Origin of the sequence: Pseudomonas chlororaphis (assembly GCA_001023535.1) — a bacterium.
GTDB lineage: Bacteria > Pseudomonadota > Gammaproteobacteria > Pseudomonadales > Pseudomonadaceae > Aquipseudomonas > Aquipseudomonas chlororaphis_E.
The window spans coordinates 5,365,912-5,388,379 of sequence record CP011020.1 but is presented as its reverse complement, the minus strand read 5'-3'; the positions used below and the strand labels follow the sequence as shown (position 1 = coordinate 5,388,379).

18 protein-coding genes are annotated in these 22,468 nt (G+C 63.5%); 10 read left to right on the top strand and 8 right to left on the bottom strand.

Translation table 11 applies throughout. The features are described from left to right. The first annotated feature begins 40 nt into the window (after positions 1–40). Both VM99_23460 and VM99_23455 read left to right on the top strand, forming a co-directional pair. A complete protein-coding gene (locus VM99_23460; protein ID AKK00884.1) occupies positions 41–604 on the top strand; it encodes an alkyl hydroperoxide reductase in 564 nt (187 codons plus the stop codon). 125 nt (positions 605–729) lie between these two features. Beyond that, positions 730–2,292, top strand: coding sequence for an alkyl hydroperoxide reductase (locus VM99_23455; GenBank protein AKK00883.1), 1,563 nt, complete (start codon positions 730–732; stop codon positions 2,290–2,292). Positions 2,293–2,382: 90 nt separating this feature from the next. On the opposite strand, the gene VM99_23450 is transcribed toward VM99_23455, so the two are convergent. After that, positions 2,383–2,904 carry a lactoylglutathione lyase gene (locus tag VM99_23450; protein AKK00882.1) on the bottom strand — a complete coding sequence of 174 codons (522 nt, stop codon included), beginning with the start codon at positions 2,902–2,904 and terminating at the stop codon, positions 2,383–2,385. 193 nt (positions 2,905–3,097) lie between these two features. On the opposite strand from VM99_23450, the gene VM99_23445 reads away from it, so the two are divergent. Continuing rightward, on the top strand, positions 3,098–3,631 hold the full coding sequence (locus tag VM99_23445) for a hypothetical protein (protein ID AKK00881.1): 534 nt from the start codon (positions 3,098–3,100) through the stop codon (positions 3,629–3,631). A gap of 91 nt (positions 3,632–3,722) precedes the next feature. Here VM99_23445 and VM99_23440 read toward each other — a convergent pair whose 3' ends face one another. Both VM99_23440 and VM99_23435 read right to left on the bottom strand, forming a co-directional pair. Next, entirely contained in the window at positions 3,723–4,088 is a 366-nt protein-coding gene (locus VM99_23440) for a transcriptional regulator (protein ID AKK00880.1), read from the bottom strand. A gap of 280 nt (positions 4,089–4,368) precedes the next feature. After that, positions 4,369–5,265: a LysR family transcriptional regulator gene (locus tag VM99_23435; protein AKK00879.1), complete on the bottom strand. Its 897-nt coding sequence runs from the start codon at positions 5,263–5,265 to the stop codon at positions 4,369–4,371. 124 nt (positions 5,266–5,389) lie between these two features. Here VM99_23435 and VM99_23430 point away from each other — a divergent pair, with 124 nt between their 5' ends. Together VM99_23430 and VM99_23425 are read left to right on the top strand one after the other, a co-directional pair. Next, positions 5,390–6,334, top strand: coding sequence for a multidrug transporter (locus VM99_23430; GenBank protein AKK00878.1), 945 nt, complete (start codon positions 5,390–5,392; stop codon positions 6,332–6,334). A 246-nt stretch (positions 6,335–6,580) separates the two neighbouring features. Continuing rightward, the gene (locus VM99_23425; protein ID AKK00877.1) at positions 6,581–7,657 is read left to right on the top strand and encodes a 4-hydroxyphenylpyruvate dioxygenase; all 1,077 of its coding nucleotides are present in this window, start codon (positions 6,581–6,583) and stop codon (positions 7,655–7,657) included. A 121-nt stretch (positions 7,658–7,778) separates the two neighbouring features. Here VM99_23425 and VM99_23420 read toward each other — a convergent pair whose 3' ends face one another. The 3 genes from VM99_23420 to VM99_23410 all read right to left on the bottom strand — a co-directional run bounded on the left by VM99_23420 (position 7,779) and on the right by VM99_23410 (position 11,330). Next, on the bottom strand, positions 7,779–8,666 hold the full coding sequence (locus VM99_23420) for a chemotaxis protein (GenBank protein ID AKK00876.1): 888 nt from the start codon (positions 8,664–8,666) through the stop codon (positions 7,779–7,781). 151 nt (positions 8,667–8,817) lie between these two features. Then, positions 8,818–9,831 carry an NADP-dependent oxidoreductase gene (locus tag VM99_23415; GenBank protein ID AKK00875.1) on the bottom strand — a complete coding sequence of 338 codons (1,014 nt, stop codon included), beginning with the start codon at positions 9,829–9,831 and terminating at the stop codon, positions 8,818–8,820. Between the two features lie 188 nt (positions 9,832–10,019). Continuing rightward, positions 10,020–11,330 carry an MFS transporter permease gene (locus VM99_23410; protein ID AKK00874.1) on the bottom strand — a complete coding sequence of 437 codons (1,311 nt, stop codon included), beginning with the start codon at positions 11,328–11,330 and terminating at the stop codon, positions 10,020–10,022. A 195-nt stretch (positions 11,331–11,525) separates the two neighbouring features. Between VM99_23410 and VM99_23405 the strand changes: the two genes are divergently transcribed. From VM99_23405 to VM99_23390, 4 genes are all read left to right on the top strand, one after another. Beyond that, entirely contained in the window at positions 11,526–12,650 is a 1,125-nt protein-coding gene (locus VM99_23405) for a CdaR family transcriptional regulator (protein ID AKK00873.1), read from the top strand. 294 nt (positions 12,651–12,944) lie between these two features. Continuing rightward, on the top strand, positions 12,945–14,081 hold the full coding sequence (locus VM99_23400) for a glycerate kinase (GenBank protein ID AKK00872.1): 1,137 nt from the start codon (positions 12,945–12,947) through the stop codon (positions 14,079–14,081). A gap of 138 nt (positions 14,082–14,219) precedes the next feature. Next, positions 14,220–15,845, top strand: coding sequence for a chemotaxis protein (locus tag VM99_23395; GenBank protein AKK00871.1), 1,626 nt, complete (start codon positions 14,220–14,222; stop codon positions 15,843–15,845). A gap of 41 nt (positions 15,846–15,886) precedes the next feature. Further along, complete coding sequence (locus tag VM99_23390; protein ID AKK00870.1) at positions 15,887–17,074, top strand: aspartate aminotransferase; 1,188 nt, start codon at positions 15,887–15,889, stop codon at positions 17,072–17,074. Positions 17,075–17,224: 150 nt separating this feature from the next. Here VM99_23390 and VM99_23385 read toward each other — a convergent pair whose 3' ends face one another. Further along, positions 17,225–20,323 carry an acriflavine resistance protein B gene (locus VM99_23385; protein AKK00869.1) on the bottom strand — a complete coding sequence of 1,033 codons (3,099 nt, stop codon included), beginning with the start codon at positions 20,321–20,323 and terminating at the stop codon, positions 17,225–17,227. Positions 20,324–20,337: 14 nt separating this feature from the next. Beyond that, complete coding sequence (locus VM99_23380; GenBank protein AKK00868.1) at positions 20,338–21,495, bottom strand: RND transporter; 1,158 nt, start codon at positions 21,493–21,495, stop codon at positions 20,338–20,340. Positions 21,496–21,762: 267 nt separating this feature from the next. Between VM99_23380 and VM99_23375 the strand changes: the two genes are divergently transcribed. Further along, positions 21,763–22,464: a transcriptional regulator gene (locus VM99_23375; GenBank protein ID AKK00867.1), complete on the top strand. Its 702-nt coding sequence runs from the start codon at positions 21,763–21,765 to the stop codon at positions 22,462–22,464. The last annotated feature ends 4 nt before the right edge of the window (positions 22,465–22,468 follow it).

Sequence of the window (22,468 nt, the reverse complement as noted above, 5' to 3'; positions counted from 1 at the left end):
TTCTCTCCATCAACTTTTCAACCCTGACGGAGAAACATCGATGCCTATCATCAACAGCCAAGTTAAACCGTTCAAAGCTACCGCCTTCAAAAACGGCGCATTCGTTGAAGTCTCGGACGCTGACCTGAAAGGCAAGTGGTCTGTCGTATTTTTCTACCCAGCCGACTTCACCTTCGTTTGCCCAACCGAACTGGAAGACCTGGCCGACAACTACGCCGAGTTCCAGAAACTGGGCGTCGAGATCTACAGCGTGTCCACCGACACTCACTTTGCCCACGCAGCCTGGCACAACACCTCGCCAGCCATCGGCAAGATCCAGTACACCATGATCGGCGACCCGACCCTGGCCATCTCCCGCAACTTCGACGTGCTGATCGAAGAAGCTGGCCTGGCTGACCGCGGTACCTTCGTGATCAACCCTGAAGGCCAGATCAAGATCGTTGAAATCAACGACGGCGGCGTAGGCCGTGACGCTTCCGAGCTGCTGCGCAAGATCAAGGCTGCCCAGTACGTTGCCGCTCACCCAGGCGAAGTCTGCCCAGCCAAGTGGAAAGAAGGCGAGGCCACCCTGGCTCCGTCCCTGGACCTGGTCGGCAAGATCTAAGTCCATGCATCATCCGAGGGCGAATCAGCTCTTGATCTAAGTAAGCCGCTTCGCCCCCAAAAACGCCCGGGCGAGATTCGCTCGGGCGTTGTTTTTTCTGAATTCAAAACATGGAAATCGCCCGTATGTTGGACGCCAATCTTAAAGCTCAGTTGAAGTCATACCTGGAACGGGTCACCCAGCCGATCGAGATCGTCGCATCCCTCGACGACGGTGCGAAATCCCAGGAAATGCTCGCCTTACTCAAAGACGTTACCAGTCTTTCCGACAAGATTACCTTGCTCGACAACGGCACCGATGCGCGCAAGCCATCGTTCTCGTTGAATCGCCCGGGAGCCGAGATCAGCCTGCGCTTTGCCGGCATCCCCATGGGCCATGAATTCACTTCACTGGTACTGGCCTTGCTGCAAGTCGGCGGCCACCCGTCGAAGGCCAGTGCTGAAGTCATCGAACAGATTCGCGCACTCAAGGGCGAATTCAACTTCGAGACGTATTTCTCGCTGTCGTGCCAGAACTGCCCGGACGTGGTCCAGGCGCTGAACCTGATGGCGGTGCTGAACCCGAATATCCGCCACGTGGCCATCGACGGTGCGCTGTTCCAGGCTGAGGTTGATGAGCGTCAGATCATGGCCGTGCCGAGCGTGTACCTCAACGGCGTGAACTTCGGCCAGGGCCGCATGGGCCTGGAAGAAATCCTGGCCAAGATCGACACCAGCGGCATCGAACGCCAGGCTGAGAAAATCAGCGCCAAGGACGCTTTCGATGTATTGGTGGTCGGCGGTGGGCCGGCTGGCGCTTCGGCGGCGATCTACGCGGCTCGCAAAGGCATCCGCACGGGTGTGGCGGCCGAGCGCTTCGGCGGCCAGGTGCTCGACACCATGGCGATCGAGAATTTCATCTCGGTCCAGGAAACCGAAGGGCCGAAACTGGCGGTCGCCCTGGAGGAGCACGTCAAGCAATACGACGTGGACATCATGAACCTGCAACGCGCCGAGGCGCTGGTGCCGGGGCAGGACGGCGCGCTGCACGAAGTCAGGTTCGCCAGTGGCGCGAGCCTCAAGGCCAAGACGGTGATCCTGGCGACCGGTGCCCGCTGGCGCGAAATGAACGTGCCGGGCGAGCAGCAGTACCGCAACAAGGGCGTGGCGTACTGCCCGCATTGCGACGGTCCGCTGTTCAAGGGCAAGCGCGTGGCGGTGATCGGCGGCGGTAACTCCGGTGTCGAAGCGGCCATCGACCTGGCCGGTATCGTCGCCCACGTCACCTTGCTGGAGTTCGATGTGCAATTGCGGGCCGACGCGGTGTTGCAGCGTAAACTGCACAGCCTGCCGAACGTGACCGTGATCACCAACGCCCAGACCACTGAAGTGACGGGCGACGGCCAGAAGGTCAACGGCCTGCGCTACAAAGATCGTCCAAGTGGTGACGTGTGGGACGTGGCGCTGGAAGGGATCTTCGTGCAGATCGGCCTGTTGCCTAACACCGACTGGCTCAAAGGCACTGTGGAGCTGTCCCCGCGTGGCGAGATCATCGTCGATGCCCGAGGGGAAACCTCGATCCCGGGCGTGTTCGCCGCCGGTGATGTGACCACCGTGCCGTACAAGCAGATCGTGATCGCGGTGGGCGAGGGCGCCAAGGCTTCGCTGAGTGCCTTCGACCACCTGATCCGTACCTCTGCGCCGGCGTAGGTTGTCGCTGGAAAAAACAAAACCCCATGGGCCTGGCCCATGGGGTTTTGTTTTGGATCATGCATCACCCAGTGGGAGCGGTGGTGAGGTTCACAGCGGCGCCGGCTGGATGATTTCGACCCAGTAGCCATCCGGGTCCTTGATGAACGCGAGGCTTTTCATGCGACCATCGCTCAGGCGCTTCTGGAAGTCGCAGCCCAGTGCTTCAAAACGCTCGCAAGCCGCGACGACGTCCGGCACCGAGATGCAGATATGGCCGAACCCGCGAGGGTCGGTGTTGCCATTGTGGTAGGCGAACGCCGGGTCGTTTTCGGTGCCATGGTTGTGGGTCAGTTCGAGGATGCCAGGGATCGACTTCATCCATTCGGTGCGCGCCGCGGCATCTGCCGGGATCTGTTTCTTGTCCACCAGGGCCAGGAAGTACAGGCTGAATTCGGCCTCCGGGAAGTCGCGTTTCTCCACCAGGGAAAAACCCAGCACACGGGTGTAGAAGTCCAGGGACCTGGTGATGTCCTTGACTCGCAGCATGGTGTGGTTGAAGACGAATTGGGCCGTGGCGGCGTCCGGTTGGGCGGTGACGCCAGGGAAAGTATCGAGTTCGTGCAGGCTCATGGGCCCTCCGGAAAATAAGTGGGGCAAACGCCGTCGCAGCAGGCCGCGACGGTTCCTGGGCTTGCGTAAAACGGCTTCCTTGCAGGCGTGCCCATGATACGCAAGGGGCGCGGCATCGCCAAACCGCGCGTGGCTATTGCCTGGTCCGGCGGCGGGCTTCAGACTTTACGCTTCGTCCTTGAGTGCCAACGCAATGATTCGACCGTTCCTTTCGCTGTTTGTCCTGCTCATTGCCACCGTTGCGGGCACCGGCGTCCAGGCGGACGAGCCGCAGGTGGCGTGGCCCCAGGGCTGGGTCGTCGAACCGCTGCCCGCCGCCACCGATGCTCCGGCAGCAGTGGGCACCCTGCGCCAGCGAGCCACTAAAAACGATTCGGCCGGCAATGCAGTGATGGTTATGGAACTGACCACGACCCCCGTCGAGCCTGATCATCAGGTCAACTTGCAAGGCGTGTTGCTGGAAATGCGCAAGTCCATCCAGAAGGATTTTTTCCAGGGCGGTTACCAAAGTGTCTGCAATAAGATCCATGCCGCCATGTTGGGTGGAGTAACAGCATTGGAAACCACTTGCACCATCACCCAGAACGGACGACACGTATTGTCCCAGGCTCTCGTTGCGGCACTAAATGGGGGCAAGGCTTATGTGCTGTCCTATGCGGGACAGGCACAGGTATTTGTTGAAAGCCAGGATGAAGTGCAGTCGGTACGAAACAGCCTGAAACTATAAGGCGTTCAGCGCAATGTGCCGGTGTTAAACAAAAGTGTGCTCCATAAAAAAGCCCTGAATGATTCAGGGCTTTTTTGCAGGCTGTTTGCTGTCAGCCACGCAACCAGGAATCGACAGTGGCCGCGCCATACTGTTCTTTCCAGGCTTTCAGGCCGCGGTGGTTGCCGCCCTTGGTCTCGATCAGTTCGCCCGTGTGCGGGTTCTGGTAGACCTTCACCACTCGCGCACGGCGGGTCTTGGTGGGTTTGTTCGATTGCAGGCTGGCCTTGGACGGGTTCGGGTCGAGGATCGCGACGATGTCGCGCAGGCTCTTGCCGTAGGTTTTCATCAGTCCCTGGAGCTTTTCTTCGAATTCGATTTCTTTCTTGAGCCCGGCGTCGTTCTTCAGTGATTCCAGCTGCTTGAGCTGTTCTTGAAGGGCCTTTTCGGCTGCACGAAATTCAGCGAGTCTGGACAAAATCGTTACTCCAATCAGAATGTTTGGCTGATATCAACCGCAAACAAAGCCACAAGCCAAGCGCTTGAAGCGACTCGGTGATAAATGACTCTCCTGCTATCTAGCACAGGTAAAAAAATTGTAGTAGTTAATCCCGAAAGTGTAAATCGTAACTTTTTCTCCATGTAACAATAGCGCCGGTATTTATGAATGAAACGCTGGCGTCAATGTCTCGACGGTGGGCAGTTAGCCTTATGCCGGGTGCTTCAAGTAGTCTTGATGGCTAATCAATTGCAAGTAGTTAAGGTTGTGGAAGTTGCCCGCGCGGACCGCGCAATGATTGCCTCGCCAGTTCGATGAACGCCAGGGTGGCCGGTGACGCCTGGCGACTGTCCAGGACCGCCAGGCCAATCTGGCGGGGGATCGGCGGTGCCAGGGGGCGAGCGACAAAACCCGGGTTTCCGCTCGCCGGCAGCGAGCCTTCGGACACCACGCTCAGCGCTTCGCCCCGTCGTACCACGTCCAGGGTGCTGAGCAATTGCGAGCAGCGAAAGCGCACGTTCGGCGTGAGCCGGGCGGCATTGAACAGCCGCATGACCAGTTCCGACGAGCCAGCCTCGGTGAGCACGAACGGGTCGTTGCACAAATCCTTGAGGCTCAGGCTGGCATGGGCGGCCAAGGGATGCTGCGTGGGCAGCAGCGCGACCATCTGGTCTTCCAGCAATTGAACGGTGTCGAAGCGGTCTTCGGGAAGCACCACGAAGCCGACGTCGATCCGCCGCTCGTCCAGCCATTGAATGACCTGGCGGTCCGGCCCTTCGTCGATGTGTACTTCGATCCCCGGATGCAAGGCACGGTAGCGCTGCAGGAGGGCGGGCAGCAGTTTCATGGACGACGTCGGCCCGAACGAGCCGATGCGCAACGTGCCACGGCGCATGCCCCGGGCATCGGCGGCTTCCTGGCGCAATGTGTTGGCCAACCCGAGCATGGCCCGTGCCCGCGCCAGTAACTGCTGGCCGATGTCGCTGAGCTCCACCTGGGCCTGGTGACGTCGGAGCAGTTCCACCCCCAACTCCTGCTCCAGCGCCTTGATGGCGTGGGATACCGCCGACTGGCTGATGCCCAGGCGGGTAGCCGCAGCGGTAAACCCCCTCAGCTCGGCGACCACGGAGAAGATTTCCAGTTGGGTGAGGGTCATGAGTGAATGCTCATTTTACGATGATCAGGCATGAGGCAAACAATACGGCATCCCAGCCCCGTCCGATACCGTGGTGAGGAAGCAAGCGCCCCTCGACACGGTTCGATTGACCTCCAGGTGAACCATGAACGCGTTGGAACAAACCGTCTCAACCCCCTCCGACCTGCCGGTCTACTTCAAGCTCGCCATGGTCACCATGATCTGGGGCGGCACGTTCGTGGCTGGCCGGATCCTCTCTGATGCATTGGCGCCGCTGTTCGCGGCCAGCTTGCGTTTCCTGCTCGCCAGCCTCGCGCTGCTGTCGTTTCTCGCCTTGGCGCGGATTCCCCTGGCCAGGCCCAGCTTCAAGCAAGGGCTGCAATTGGCCGCGCTGGGCTTTTTTGGCATCTTCTTCTACAACCTGTGTTTCTTCTACGGCTTGCAGTCCATCAGCGCATCGCGGGCCTCGTTGATCGTCGCCCTGAACCCGGCGGTGATCGGGTTGGCGTCCTGGGGCCTGTTCAAGGAACGCCTTGGGGCGCTGAAAGTCGCGGGCATCGTGCTGTGCATCGGTGGGGCGGGGCTGGTGATTGTGAGCCGTGACCCTGCCCTGTTACAGGGGGCGACGCAAAGCTGGCTGGGCGACGGGCTGATTTTTGGCTGTGTGCTGGGGTGGGGCATCTATTCGCTGTTTTCCAGGGACCTGAATGAGCGCCTGGGGCCGCTGCAAACCGTGACCTGGTCGATTCTGCTGGGCACGTTGATGCTGTGGCTGGCCTGCGCCATCGGCGGGGAGGTTCGCCTCGACACCCTGCGCGCGCTGGACCTGAAGCAGTGGTTGAGCCTGTTGTACCTGGGCGTGTTGGGCTCGGCCCTGGCCTACATTGCCTGGTACGACGGCATCCGGCGGATTGGTGCGACCCGTTCCGGGGTGTTCATCGCCCTCAATCCGCTGACGGCGGTGCTGCTCGGAGCACTGCTGCTGGACGAACGGTTCACCGCCATGATGAGCCTGGGCGGCGGGTTGATCCTGGGCGGCATTTTCCTGTGCAACAAACCTCTTGCGCGGTCGAGGAAAAAGGCGATTTGATACGGAAGGCGGACAAATCTGGTTACGCTGTGTAGAATCGATTTACGCATATAAGAATAACGTCTTCTGGCAGCAGAAGCCTCGCCCGCAAAAGCCTTGGGTCGACAATGAAGATACTTGGGTTTCAACTGATCTACGGCGATTTCCTCGCCCGCAGCGTTCGCGGCATTTCCTGCGCGCCACCGCGTGCCCTCGCATGACTGGCAACTAACGTTTGTTAATTGATAAGCATGATGAGGCGCCGACATGGCAGATCTATACGAAAACCCAATGGGCCTGATGGGCTTTGAGTTCATCGAGTTCGCATCACCGACCCCCAACACCCTGGAGCCGATCTTCGAGATCATGGGCTTCACCAAGGTGGCGACCCACCGGTCCAAGGACGTGCACCTGTATCGCCAGGGCGCGATCAACCTGATCCTCAACAATGAACCCCACAGCGTGGCGTCGTACTTCGCGGCCGAGCATGGCCCGTCGGTGTGCGGCATGGCGTTCCGGGTCAAGGATTCGCAGCAGGCGTACAAGCGGGCCCTGTCGCTCGGCGCCCAGCCGATCCACATCGAGACCGGCCCGATGGAGTTGAACCTGCCGGCGATCAAGGGCATTGGCGGTGCGCCGCTGTACCTGATCGACCGTTTCGGCGAAGGCAGCTCGATCTATGACATCGACTTCGTGTTCCTCGAAGGCGTCGACCGCAATCCGGTGGGCGCCGGCCTGAAGATCATCGACCACCTGACCCACAACGTGTATCGCGGGCGCATGGCTTATTGGGCCGGCTTCTACGAGAAGCTGTTCAACTTCCGCGAGATCCGCTACTTCGACATCAAGGGCGAGTACACCGGCCTGACCTCCAAGGCCATGACGGCCCCGGACGGCATGATCCGCATCCCGCTGAACGAAGAGTCGTCCAAGGGCGCTGGGCAGATCGAAGAGTTCCTGATGCAGTTCAACGGCGAAGGCATCCAGCACGTGGCATTCCTGACCGATGACCTGGTCAAGACCTGGGACCGGCTCAAGGCCATCGGCATGCGCTTCATGACTGCGCCGCCAGACACCTACTACGAGATGCTCGAAGGCCGCCTGCCCAACCACGGTGAGCCGGTCGAGGCGCTGCAATCGCGGGGCATCCTGCTGGACGGCGCGTCCGAGCAGGGCGACAAGCGCCTGTTGCTGCAGATCTTTTCGGAAACTCTGATGGGGCCGGTGTTCTTCGAATTCATCCAGCGCAAGGGCGATGATGGCTTCGGCGAGGGCAACTTCAAGGCGCTGTTCGAGTCCATCGAGCGTGACCAGGTGCGGCGTGGGGTGTTGGCCACGGAGTAATCGGCAAGCCACACGGTTGTGGGCGCGAGCTTGCTCGCGATGGCGGCCCGTCATTCAATGCCTGTTGACTGACACACCGCTATCGCGAGCAAGCTCGCTCCCATGAGGTCCTGCTTATACTTCAAGCTTTACGCCGATGATGTCGCGTCAGGTGCTTGAAGCCTTCGAACACCAGCACTGCCACGGCCATCCAGATCGAGAGGTAGGTCAGCCATTCGCCGGCCTTGATGCTCTCGCCCAGCAACAGCGCGACGCCCAGCAACAGTACCGGCTCTACGTAGCTCAACAGCCCGAACAGGCTGAACGGCAGCAGCCGGCTGGCAATGATGTAGGACACCAGCGCCGAGGCGCTGATCACCCCAAGCACCGGGATCAGCAGCGACAACCAGGGGTGTTGGTCGAACACGTTGAAGCCTTGCTCGCCGCTCTGCACGAACCAGAGCGCCACCGGCAGCATCAGCGTCATGTCCAGCCAGAGCCCACCCAGGTTGTCGGTCTTGATGCGTTTTCGCAGGATGAAGTAGATCGGATAGCCGATCACCACCAGCAAGGTCGCCCAGGAAAAACCACCGGCCTGGTACAGCTCGTTGAACACCCCGAGCGTGGCGAAGAACACGGCGATTTTCTGCAGGTACGACAGGCGTTCGCCATAGACGATGCGCCCGGTCAGGACCATCGACAGCGGCAGCAGGAAGTACCCCAGCGACACATCCAGGCTGTAGCCGTTGAGCGGCGCCCACATGAACAGCCACAACTGCGCCCCCATCAGGGCCGACGACGCGATCGCCCCGATCAACAGCCGTGGGGTGTCGACCAGGCGCCGCAGCAGCGCCGTGACCAGTTTCCATTCCCGTGCCACCAGCATGAACACGGTCATGCAGGGCATGGTCAGCAACATGCGCCAACCAAAAATCTCCACGCCGGTCAGTGGCGTGAGCAGCGAGGTGTAGTAGTACATGACGGCGAACAGCGCGGACGCCGAGACCGATAGAGCGATACCTTTGGACACGGAGGCCTCTTGTTAGCGGGGTGGCGGCGTGTGTGACGGACCCTTGTTGTGGCGAGGGAGCAAGCTCCCGCCCGGCCGCGCAGCGGTGGGGTCCGTTGCGCGGCCGAGCGGGAGCACGCTCCGCGCCGCAAGGGCTTGTTGCGTAGCAGGCCTATGACGTCAGCGGTACGCGCCCCGACACGAAATGCCCGACGTCGTTGAACCCCGGCGTCGAGGCATGCCCCGGCGTCACCAGCGAATCGATGAAGGCTTCGTCATCCGCCGTGATCCTGACCGCCTGCGCCTTGGCATAGGCGTCCCATTGCGCTTCGGTGCGAGGCCCGACGATGGCCGAGGTGACCGCGCGGTTGTTCAGCACCCAGGCGATGGCGAACTCGACGATGCCCACGCCTCGCCCCTGGGTGTACTGCTGGATCTGCTGGGCGATGCGCAGGGACTCGACCCGCCACTCGGTTTCCAGGATGCGTTTGTCCTGGCGACCGGCGCGGCTGTTGGCATCTGGCGCGGCGTCCGGCGCGTACTTGCCGCTGAGCACGCCACGGGCGAGGGGGCTGAAGGGCACCACGCCGAGGCCGTAGTTCTGGGCGGCGGTGATCTGCTCGGTTTCCGCCTGGCGGTTGACGATGTTGTACAGCGGTTGGCTGATCACCGGTCGGTCGATGCCCAGGCTGTCGGCAATCCGGATCACCTCGGCGATGCGCCAGCCGCGGTAGTTCGACAGGCCCCAATAGCGGATCTTGCCCTGGCGAATCAGGTCGCCGATGGCCGAGACGGTGACGTGCAGCGGGGTGTTGTGGTCTTCACGGTGCAGGTAGTAGATGTCCAGGTAGTCGGTGCCCAGGCGGTTCAGGCTGGCCTCGATGCCGTTGAACAGATGCTTGCGGCTCAGGCCGCTGCGATTGGGCACGCCGTCTGCCGGGCCGAAGCCGACCTTGGTGGCGAGCACCCACTCGTGGCGGTGGCGGGCGATCGCCTCGCCGACGATCTCTTCGGAGCGGCCGTTGGTGTAGACGTCCGCCGTGTCGATGAAGTTGATGCCCTGGTCCCAGGCCTTGTCGATGATCCGCAGCGAGTCTTCGGTGCTGGTCTGTTCGCCGAACATCATGGTGCCCAGGGTCAGCGTGGACACCTGCAACCCGGAATGGCCTAGCGTGCGGTAGCTCATGACAAAATCCTTCATCCATGGGAAAGGCCCAATCAAACCCCAGAACAGGCGCATGGATCAAACAGATTTATCGAACACCCCCCATCCACTGCGGGAGCGGGCTTACTCGCGAAGAGGGCGTGCCAGTTGACATAGCTGCCATTGATCCACCGCTTTCGCGATCAAGCCGGCTCCCACAGAGGCAATGCTCAGGCCCTGAGCGTACGCGTCATACGCAACGCCAGCAGGCTGCCGGCCACGATCACCCCGGCCAACACGTACAGCGCGGCATCGGTCGAGCCGGTGGCATCCTTGACCCAACCCACCAGGTAAGGGCTTAGGAAACCGGCCATCTGGCCCATGGAGTTGATCAGCGCCAGGCCGCCCGCCGCCGCGCCGGCGCTGAGCAGGGCGGTAGGCACCGGCCAGAACATCGGCAGGCCGGTAAGGGCGCCCATGGTGGCGATGGACAGGCCGAGGATGGCGATGGCCGGCGTGGTAGCGAAGTTGACGGCGATCAGCAGCCCGGCCGCGCCCATCAGCATCGGCACCACCAGGTGCCAGCGACGTTCCTTGCGCAGGTCCGCCGAGCGGCCCACCAGCAGCATGAACACCGCCGCCAGCAGATAGGGGATCGCGCTCAACCAGCCGATCACCAGGTTATCGCTGAAACCCAGGCTTTTGATGATCGACGGCAGCCAGAAGTTGATCGCATACACACCGCTCTGGATGCAGAAGTACACCAGGCCAAAGGCCCAGATCGCCGGGTTCTTGAACACGGCCAGCAAGGAGTCGCTGCTGGTGTTCGGTTTGTTCGCCAGGTCCTGGGCATGGTCGGCGGTGAGCACGGCGCGCTCCTGGTCGGTCAGCCACTTGGCGTTGGCGAAGGTGTCGCTGAGCAAAAAGAACGCCAGCGCACCGAGGATCACGGTCGGGATGCCTTGCAGCAGGAACATCCACTGCCAGCCGGCCAGGCCACCTTGGCCGGCGGCGAAGTGGTTGAGGATCCAGCCGGAAAACGGGCTGCCCAACAGGCCCGACACCGGAATGGCGGACATGAACAACGCCATGATCCGGCCGCGTCGGAAGGTCGGGAACCACTGCGAGAGGTACAGCACCACACCCGGAAAAAACCCGGCTTCGGCCGCGCCGGTGAACAGCCGCAAGGTGTAGAAGCCGGTGGGCGTGGTGACGAACAGCAGGCAGGTCGACAACGTGCCCCAGGTGGTCATCATCAGCGCGATCCAGCGCCGAGGGCCGAACTTACTCAGGGCCAGGTTGCTGGGTACGCCGCACAGGACGTAGCCGATGAAGAAGATCCCGGCACCGAGGCCGTAGACGGTTTCGCTGAACTTCAGCGCATCGAGCATCTGCAACTTGGCGAAGCCAACGTTGACCCGGTCGAGGTAGTTGAACAGGTAGCAGATGAAAATGAAGGGGATCAAGCGCAGGGTGATGCGCTTGTAGACGCTGTTTTTCTCGTCGTGGGTAGCCAGGAGGGCCGTTGCGCTCTGGGACATGGCGGGTCTCTCTTTATTATGATTTGTACGAGCCAAGGGGTAACGTTGACTGCCCTTGAGTCTCGGCCAGCCCGGGGGGCCGTGTCTTTGTGCCTGAGCACAGGGTTTGGAGCAGGACCCTGTGCGCCTGACCAATCGCCCTGGCGCCCTGCGCTGCAAACCTTCACCCACGCCGCTTGCGAGGAACACCGTCCCATGTTCGAACTGGATCATGACCTGGCGCAGGACATCGTCGACCGGGCGATGGCGATCCTGCCATACAACGTCAATGTCATGGACAACCAGGGCCTGATCCTCGGCAGCGGTGAGCCCGAGCGCGTCAATACTCGCCACGAGGGCGCGCAATGGGTCCTGGCCAATGGCCGGGTGGTGGAAATCGACGCGCACACGGCGAGGCACCTCAAGGGCGTGCAGCCAGGCATCAACCTGCCGCTGATGCTCGATCAGCGCCTGATCGGCGTGCTGGGGATCACCGGCGAGCCCGAGCAGTTGCGCACCTACGCCGAACTGGTACGCATGACCGCCGAGATGCTGGTGGGCCAGCGCAACCAGCAGGCCGAGCAGCAATGGCGCCGGCAACGGTGTGACGACTTGCTGGCTTTGCTGCTGGGGGACGCCGGGGATTCGCTGCGGTTGTTGGACGAAGCCCGCCAGATGGGCCTCAAGCCGCAACTGTCACGGGTGCCGTATCTGTTCGAGCTGGGCCCGGAGCATGGGCCAGGGCAGAGCGTCGAGACGTTGAGCGCCTGGTTGATGTCACGCTACCCGGACAGTTGGTGCCTGACCTCGTCCAAGTCCTCGTTGCTCTGGTGCCGGCCGGTCACCGCGTCGGTGGAAAACGAGCGGCTGCTGGGCAAGCTCGACGGGCTGGGCTGGTGCATCTTGCGGGTGGCGGTGGGTGGCCAGGCCGAAGGGCTGGCGGGGCTGCGTCGGTGCTACCGGCGGGTCGCGGACCTGCTGGCCTACGGTCGCGATGTGTTGCCGCAATCGCGGCTGCTGAGCCTTGCCCGTTATCGCCTGCCGGTGATGCTCTGGCGTCATCGCAGCGACGATGCCCTCGACGAATTGCTGGCACCGCTGCGCAAGGTGATCGCCAAGGACAACAACGGCCAGTTGCTCACGACCTTGCGCAGCTGGTGCGAACACGACGGCCAGAGCCAGGCTTGCGCCGAGGCCCTGGGGATCCACCGCAACAGCTTGCGCTACCGCATGGAACGCATCGCCGAGCTCAGTGGGGTCGATCCGTTGCGGCTGGATGGCATGTTGGCGTTGTACCTGGGGGTGCAGTTGTTGCCGCAGACCGAAAGCCCACCGCTGTAACCCTGTGCTCGCGAGGGTGGTTGTACTGGGGAAATTATGTCGCCTGTGCCGCCGTCTTCGCGGGCAAGCCCGCTCCCACAATTGATTTGTGGTGTACATGGATTCGGTATTCACGCTGATTAACTGTGGGAGCGGGCTTGCCCGCGAAGAGGCCCTCCCATCCAACAACCATCCCCCTACCAACCCCACCCTTTGTAAAATTGAACAATAATCCCCCCTGTCTTTTGTGCGGCAGACCGGCGTCACGGTTGCGGTCAGCTGGCAGCATGCTGGGCATCGGAACCGGAGAATAATATGAAAATAGTCATCGCCCCCGACTCGTTCAAGGACAGCCTCAGTGCCCAGGGCGTCGCCGACGCCATCGCCGCCGGGCTGGCTCAGGTCTGGCCGGCTGCACAGTTGATCAAGTGCCCGATGGCCGACGGCGGGGAAGGGACGGTGGCGTCGGTGCTGGCGGCCTGCAACGGACAATGGCGCCGCAGCCGGGTCCGGGGGCCGTTGGGCAGCGCGGTCGAGGCAAGCTGGGGCTGGTTGCCCGAGAGCCGCACCGCGATCATCGAAATGGCCGAGGCCAGCGGCCTGCAATTGGTCGCGCCGGGGCAGCGCGATGCCTGCTCCAGCAGCACCTATGGCACTGGCGAACTGATTCGCGCCGCCCTGGATGAAGGGGCCGGGCGGGTGATCCTGGCCATCGGCGGCAGTGCCACCAATGACGGCGGTGCCGGTGCGCTGCAAGCCCTGGGCGTGGCGTTGCTGGATGAACACGGCCAGGCGCTTGCGCCGGGCGGCCTGGCCCTGGCGAACCTGTCGCGCATCGACCTCAGCGGACTGGACCCGCGCCTGGCCCAAGTCGATTTCGAGATTGCCGCCGACGTCGACAACCCACTGTGCGGCCCCCAGGGGGCTTCCGCCATTTTCGGCCCGCAAAAAGGTGCGTCCGCCCAGCAAGTGCAGTGGCTAGACGCAGCCCTGGGACACTTCGCCGAACACTGTGCCCAGGCTCTGCACAAGGATGTGCGCGACGAACCGGGCAGCGGTGCCGCCGGCGGCCTCGGGTTCGCCGCCAAGGCGTTCCTCGGCGCGCGGTTTCGCACGGGCGTGGAGGTGGTCGCCCAACTGGTGGGGCTGGCCGCTGCGGTACAGGGCGCTGACTTGGTGATCACTGGCGAAGGCCGTTTCGACGCGCAGACCCTGCGCGGCAAGACGCCCTTCGGCGTGGCCCGCATCGCCCGCCAGCACGGCGTGCCGGTGCTGGTTATCGCCGGTACGTTGGGGGAGGGCTACCCGGCGCTGTATGAGCACGGTGTCGATGCCGCCTTCGCCCTGGCCAGCGGCCCGATGACGCTGCAAGAGGCCTGTGCCGATGCGGCGCGCTTGCTGGGCGAGCGGGCCCGGGATATTGCCCGGCTGTGGCAGGTCGCCAGCCGATAAGTGCTCCTGAAATATTTTTTTACATCCCCCTGTAAAAAGCCTACAGCCCAGCCGATAAAGGGGTTAAGCGTACCCATCAGCACCCCACCCTACACTGACTGGCATGGATGCTCGACCCCATTGCCCCGAGGTCTTTACATGTCCCTTCGTAGCCTGAACATCGCGCCCCGAGCCTTCCTTGGCTTCGCTTTCATTGCTCTGCTTGTCATTGGCCTGGGCTTATTCGCCGCCAATCGCATGTCGGTGATCCGCCAGGCCTCGGTGGACATGGAGCAAAACCAGGTGCCCAGCGTCGCGTACCTGGCCAACGTGCTGGAGAACGTGCTGCGCATGCGCATCCTGTCGTTCCGTATCCTGGTCAATCGCGAGCCGGCCAGCCTGGCAGAGGCCGAAACCCGCATCGGTGTGCTGGTGGAGAAACTGCACAAGGCCGACACCAGTTACGCGGCGTTGCCAGCCGAAGCCGAGGAAAAAGAGCTATACAAGACTTTTTCCGTGACCCTTGGCAACTACCTGCAAGCCCAGAAAGAGATGCTCGACCTGTCGCGACAGAACAAGGTCGATGAGCTGCGCGCCCTGATCAATAGCCGAATCAAGGAAGGCACCGACCTGATGGGCGAGCAGCTCAACAAGCTTATCGCGATCAACGTGTCCGGCTCTGTAGAGGCGTCGGCCGAGGCGGGCGCGCACTTTGACAACGCGCTGGCGGGCATCATCATCGTGTCGCTCGTCGCTGCGTTGGCCACCGTGCTGCTCGCGCTGGCGTTGACTCGCAGCATTGTGTTGCCGCTCAACCGAGCGCTGGAGGCGGCGCGAGTCATTGCCGGCGGGAACCTGGTGCAGGTGATCACGGACGACGGCAAGGACGAACCCGCTCGGTTGCTCAAGGCCCTGGCCGACATGCAAGCCAGCCTGCGCAAGACCATCGAGCAGATCGCCGGCTCCGCCACCCAGTTGGGCGCCGCCGCCGAAGAGTTGAGCGCGGTGACCCAGGAATCTTCCCGTGGCCTGCAACAGCAACACAATGAAATCGAACAGGCCGCCACGGCGGTCAACGAAATGACCACCGCAGTGGAAGAGGTCGCGCGTAATGCGGTGTCCACGTCCGAGGCGTCGAACCAATCGACCCAGGCGGCCCGGGAAGGTCGCTCGCGGGTGGTGGAAACCGTCGAGGCGATCCAGACCATGACCCACGACGTGCAAAGCACCGCGGCGATGATCGAAGGCCTGGCGGTGCAGGGGCGCGATATCGGCAAGGTCCTGGACGTGATCCGCGCCATCGCCGAACAGACCAACCTGCTGGCCCTCAACGCCGCCATCGAAGCCGCCCGCGCCGGGGAGGCTGGACGCGGTTTCGCGGTGGTGGCCGACGAGGTCCGGGCCTTGGCCCACCGCACTGCGCAATCAACCCAGGAAATCGAGAAAATGGTCGCCGGTATCCAGAACGGCACCGGTGAGGCCGTGCAGTCGATGCAGCAAAGCAACCAGCGCACCCAGAGCACCCTGGAAATGGCCCGCGCCGCCGGCGTGGCCCTGGAACAGATCACCCAATCGATCCACCAGATCAACGAGCGCAACCTGGTCATCGCCAGCGCTTCGGAGGAACAGGCCCAGGTGTCCCGCGAAGTGGACCGCAACCTGGTCAACATTCGCGACCTCGCCACCCAGTCGGCCAGCGGTGCGAAACAGACCAGCGACGCGTCCCACGAACTGTCGCGCCTGGCGGTGACGTTGAACGCGATGGTGGCGCGGTTTGTGATTTGAGATAGGGTTGAGGCTGGACACCGCGCAATCAGGAGATATGCATGCGCTTTTCAGCCTTGACCCAACGCATCACCGGCGATGGCGCCGCCGCCTGGCACATTCACGATCGGGCGCTGGCCATGCGCGAACAGGGCATGGACGTGCTGCTGTTGTCGGTGGGCGATCCGGATTTCGACACACCGCGCGCCATCGTCGATGCCGCGGTGGGCAGCCTGCGGGCCGGGGATACGCATTACTCGGACATCCGTGGCCTGTACACCTTGCGCAGCCGAATAGCCCGGCGTCATCAGCGGCGCTGCGGCCAGCCGGTCGACGCCGGGCATGTCACCGTGTTGCCCGGCGCGCAGTGCGCGGTGTATGCAGTCGCGCAGTGCCTGCTCGACCCGGGCGACGAGGTGATCGTCGCCGAGCCGATGTATGTCACCTACGAGGCGGTGTTCGGTGCCTGCGGGGCGACAGTGGTGCCGGTGCCGGTGCGCCCGGAGAACGGGTTCAGGGTCGAGCCGGCCGATGTGGCCGGCCTGATCACCGGGCGGACCCGGGCGATGCTGCTCAACAGCCCCAACAACCCATCAGGCGCCAGCCTGCCGCTCGCGACCTGGCGAGGACTGGCGCAGTTGTGCATTGAGCATGACCTGTGGCTGATCAGCGACGAGGTCTACAGCGACCTGTTGTACGAAGGTGAGCACATCAGCCCGGCCAGCCTGCCAGGCATGGCCGAACGCACGGCGACCATCAACAGCCTGTCCAAATCCCATGCCATGACCGGTTGGCGCATTGGCTGGGTCCTTGGGCCCGAGCCCCTGGCCGAACACTTGGCGAACCTGTCGTTGTGCATGCTCTTCGGCCTGCCGGATTTCGTGCAGCGGGCGGCCCAGGTGGCCCTCGAAGAAGATTTGCCTGAAGTGGCGCACATGCGCGAAGAGTATCGCCAGCGCCGCGACCTGGTGTGCGCCATGCTTGGCGACTGTCCGGGCCTCAAGCCGGTGCGACCCGATGGCGGCATGTTCGTCATGGTCGACATCCGCCAGACCGGTCTCGACGCCCAAGGCTTTGCCGAACACCTGCTGGACGGCTATGGCGTCTCGGTGCTCGCCGGCGAGGCTTTCGGCCCCAGCGCGGCGGGGCATATCCGCATCGGGCTGGTGGTCGACCAGCTGAAACTGGCCCAGGCCTGCGAGCGCATCGCGGCCTGTGCGGCGGGGCTGCTGCTAGCACGGCGGGCCTGAGACTCGCCGTGCGTCGCGACCGTTTTCGCGAGCAAGCTTGCTCCCACAGGTTTCCCAAGTGTCCGAGGGGCCCTTTGTGGGAGCGAGCTTGCTCGCGAAGGCGGCCGTCCATCCAGCCTCGCCATCCCAGGCAAGCCGCCCCCCGGCCGATCAGTGGCTGTCAGGACGCTTGCGCACCAGATTCATCACCCCGACAAAGAACACCGGGACAAACACCACCGCCAGGGTCGCGGTGATCATCCCGCCGATCACCCCGGTCCCGATGGCTTGTTGGCTCGCCGAGCTGGCGCCGGTGGCGATGGCCAGGGGCACGACGCCGAGGATGAAGGCCAGGGAGGTCATGATGATCGGTCGCAGGCGCAGGCGCGCCGCCTGGAGCGTGGCGTCGATCAGATCATGGCCCTGGTCGTACAGGCTCTTGGCGAACTCGATGATCAGGATCGCATTCTTCGCCGACAACCCGATGATGGTCACCAGCCCGACCTTGAAGAACACATCGTTGGGCAGGCCGCGCATCGACACCGCGAGCACCGCGCCGAGCACCCCCAGTGGCACCACCAGCAGCACCGACGTCGGGATCGACCAACTCTCGTACAGCGCCGCCAGGCACAGGAACACCACCAGCAACGACAGCCCGAGCAACAGCGGCGCCTGGCTGCCGGACAAGCGTTCCTGCAGGGACAGCCCGGTCCATTCCTGCCCCAGGCCGGCCGGCCCCTGGGCCACCAGCCGCTCGATCTCGGCCATGGCTTCGCCGGTGCTGTGGCCGGGCGCCGGTTCGCCGGAAATGCTGATGGCCGGGTAGCCGTTGTAGCGGGTCAATTGTGTCGGGCCCTGGGTCCATCTGGCCTGGACGAACGCTGACAGCGGCACCATCTTCCCGGCGTTGTTGCGCACATGGATCTTCAGCAGGTCGGCCACCTGGCCGCGCTGGTCGCCTTGTGCCTGGACCACCACCCGCTGCATCCGCCCCTGGTTGGGGAAGTCATTGACGTAGGCCGAGCCCACCGCCGTGGACAGCACGTTACCCACGTCGGCGAAGGAAACGCCCAGGGCATTGGCCTGCTTGCGGTCGACCTCCAGTTGGACCTGCGGCGCTTCGGCCAGGGCGCTTTCACGCACGTTCATCAACACCGGGCTTTTCTCGGCCGCGGCGAGCAATTCGTCGCGGGCCTGCATCAGCGTGGCGTGGCCGAGGCCGCCGCGATCCTGCAGGCGGAACTCGAAGCCACTGGAGGTGCCCAGGCCATCCACCGGTGGCGGCAGCACCGCAAAGGCCATGGCGTCCTTGATAGCGCCGAACGCCTGGTTGGCTCGGTCGGCAATCGAGCTGGCCGAATCGTCGCGTGCCCGCTGCGACCAGTCCTTCAGGGTGGTGAACGCCAGGGCCGCATTCTGCCCGCTGCCGGAAAAACTGAAACCGAGGATCACCGTGCTGTCGCTCACGCCCGGCTCGCCGGCGTTGTGAGCTTCGATCTGCTCCACCACCTGCACCGTGCGGTTCTTGCTCGCGCCGGGCGGCAACTGGATGTCGGTGATGGTGTAGCCCTGGTCCTCCACCGGCAGGAACGAGGAGGGCAGACGCGTGAACAGCAGGCCCATGCCCACCAGCAGCACCCCGTAGATCAGCAGGTAGCGGCCGGTGCGCTTGAGTGCGTAGGCGACCCAGCCCTGGTAGCGATCGCCCAATTGGTCGAAGCGGCGATTGAACCAGCCGAAGAAACCACCCTTGGCGTGATGCTCGCCCTGGTCGATGGGCTTGAGCAAGGTCGCGCACAGCGCCGGCGTGAGGCTCAGGGCCAGGAACGCCGAGAACAGGATCGAGGTCGCCATGGACAGCGAGAATTGCCGGTAGATCACGCCCACCGATCCGGGCATGAACGCCATGGGAATGAACACCGCCACCAGCACCAGGGTGATGCCGATGATCGCGCCGGTGATCTGCCGCATCGCCTTGCGCGTCGCTTCCTTGGGCGACAGCCCTTCGCTGGCCATGATCCGCTCGACGTTCTCCACCACGACGATGGCGTCGTCCACCAGAATGCCGATCGCCAGGACCATGCCGAACATGGTCAACACGTTGATGGAAAAACCCAGGGCGAGCATGGTCGCGAACGTGCCCATCAGCGCCACGGGCACCACCAGTGTCGGGATCAGGGTGTAGCGAATGTTCTGCAGGAACAGGAACATCACGGCGAACACCAGCAGCATGGCCTCGCCCAGGGTGTACACCACCTTGGTGATCGAGACCTTGACGAACGGCGAGGTGTCGTAGGGGATCTTGTACTCGACGCCCGCGGGGAAGTAACGCGACAGCTCATCCATCTTCGTGCGCACCAGCGTCGCGGTGTTGAGGGCATTGGCCCCCGGCGACAGTTGTACGCCAACGGCGGTGGAAGGCTTGCCATTGAGCCGCGTGGAAAACTGGTATTCCTGGCTGCCGACTTCCACCCGCGCCACGTCGCCAATGCGCACGGTGGAGCCGTCGGGGTTGGCCTTGAGTACGATGTCGGCGAACTCTTCGGGCGTCGACAACTGCCCCTTGACCAGTACCGTCGCGGTCATCTCCTGGGTGGTGCGTGCCGGCAGGTCGCCGATGCTGCCCGCCGACACTTGGGCGTTCTGCGCCACGATGGCGGCATTGACGTCGGCCGGCGTCAGGTTGAAGGCGAGCAGTTTCTGCGGGTCGATCCAGATCCGCATCGCCCGCTCGGCGCCGTACAGTTGCGCCTTGCCGACGCCGTCCAGGCGCTTGATCTCGTTCATCACGTTGCGCGCCAGGTAGTCGCTGAGCGCCACATCGTCGAGCTTGCCGTCGTTGGAGGTGAGCGTGATCAGCAGCAGGAAACCGGCCGACACCTTGTCCACCTGCAAGCCCTGCTGGGTGACGGCCTGGGGCAGGCGCGATTCCACGGTCTTGAGCCGGTTCTGCACATCGACCTGGGCCAGCTCCGGGTTGGTGCCCGGCTGGAACGTCGCGGTGATGGTGGCGCTGCCCAGGCTGCTCTGGGAACCGAAGTACAGCAGGTGATCGGCGCCGTTGAGCTCTTCCTCGATCAGGCTGACCACGCTCTGGTCCACGGTTTGCGCCGACGCACCGGGGTACACCGCGTAGATTTCGATTTGCGGCGGCGCGACGTCGGGGTACTGCGCCACCGGCAACTGCGGGATTGCCAGCACACCGGCCAGCAGAATGAACAACGCCACCACCCAGGCGAACACCGGGCGGTCGATAAAGAACTGCGGCATGGCAAACGTCCTGCTTACTGGCCAGGGACCTGGGCAAGTGGAAGAGGGGAGTCATCGACCCGGACTTTTTCACCGGGGCGCGCGTGTTGCAGGCCTTCGACGACAATGCGGTCGCCCGGCTTCAAGCCATGGGTGACGATCCAGCGGTCATCCTGCACGGCGCCCAGCGTCACCGGTTGCAGGCTGACGGTCTGCTGGGCATCGACCAGCAATACCTGGGCGATGCCGGCGCTGTCGCGCAGGATGGCCCGCTGCGGCACGCTGATGCCCTGGCGATCGACCGCCTGCTCCAGGCGCACGCGCACGAAGCTGCCCGGCAACAGGTCCAGGTCGGGGTTGGGGAATTCGCTGCGCAGGGTGATCTGGCCGGTGCCCGGGTCGACGCTGATGTCGGCGAACAACAGTTTGCCCGGCAGCGGGTACAGGCTGCCGTCGTCCTGGACCAGCGTAGCCTTGGCCTGGCCCGGCTCGACCTGCTGCAACTGGCCGGCGCGCAGGGCGCGGCGCAGTTCGTTGAGCTCGCGGGTCGATTGGGTGAGGTCGGCGTGGATCGGGTCCAACTGCTGGATGAGGGCCAGCGGCGTGGTTTCGTTCTGGCCGACCAGCGCACCCTCGGTTACCAGCGCCCGGCCGATGCGTCCGGCGATGGGCGCGGTGACCGTGGCATAACCGAGGTTCAACCGGGCCCGCTCCAGGGCGGCCTTACTGGCGGCGACATCGGCGGCGCTCTGGCGATCCGCGGCCCGGGCGTTGTCGTAGTCCTGGCCGCTGATGGCGTTGTCCTCGATCAGGCGCGCGTAGCGTTGCGCTTGCAGGCGTGCCTGGAAGGCGTTGGCCTCGGCCTTGCGCAACGCCGCTTCGGCGCTGTCCAGGTCGGCCTTGAACGGCGCCGGGTCGATGCGAAACAGCACATCGCCTTTTTTCACATCGCTGCCTTCGCGATACACCCGCTGCAACACCACGCCGGGCACCCGTGCGCGCACTTCGGCGGTGCGTGGCGCGGCAATGCGTCCGCTCAATTCGCTGCTGATGGACAGTGGCCGGGCTTCGATGGTTTCGACGGCCACGGTGGGCAGCGGCGCTTCGTCCGTGGGCGGCGCGGCGCTGTCGCAGGCGCTCAACGACAGCGCACCGAGCAGCAGACTCAGCGTGGCGAAAGAATTCTTTGGCATGGTGCATCCCCAATAATGAGCGGTGCCATGCTACGGCGGGCGAGCCTGGGCGTTGGTAAAGCTTTGTTGGGGGTGTGTGAAATTGTGTAAGGGTTTTGCGTCGGGTTGGGCGAGGGCGTATATCCTTGGCAACTTGAGATCATCGGTGTCTTGCCGGGCCTCATCGCGAGCAAGCTCGCTCCCACAATGATTATGCGAACCCCTGTGGGAGCTTGCTCGCGGTAGATAAAGGCCTGCCAGGCACCCCAGCACTTTCTGGAACACCCCATGCCCAACATCCTCCTGGTCGAAGACGACTGCGCGTTGTCCGAGCTGATCGCCAGTTACCTGGAACGCAACGGCTATCAAGTCAACGTGCTGGCCCGCGGCGACCACGTGCGGGAGCGGGCGCGGGTCAATCCGCCGGACCTGGTGATCCTCGACCTGATGCTGCCGGGCCTGGACGGCTTGCAGGTGTGTCGCCTGCTGCGGGCCGATTCGGCGACCTTGCCGATCCTGATGCTCACCGCCCGGGACGACAGTCACGACCAGGTCCTGGGCCTGGAAATGGGCGCCGACGACTACGTCACCAAACCGTGCGAGCCGCGGGTCTTGCTGGCGCGGGTGCGGACCTTGCTGCGGCGCAGCAGCCTCGCCGAACCGCAGACGGCCAACGACCGCATTCTGATGGGCAACCTGTGCATCGACCTGTCCGAACGCACCGTGACCTGGCGCGGCCAGCCGGTGGAGCTGTCCAGCGGCGAGTACAACCTGCTGGTGGTGCTGGCCCGGCATTCCGGCGAAGTGCTGAGCCGCGACCAGATCCTGCAACGCCTGCGCGGCATCGAGTTCAACGGCACCGACCGCTCGGTGGACGTGGCGATTTCCAAGCTGCGGCGTAAATTCGACGACAACGCCGGCGAAGCTCGCAAGATCAAGACCGTCTGGGGCAAAGGCTACCTGTTCAGCCGTTCCGAGTGGGAATGCTGAGCCG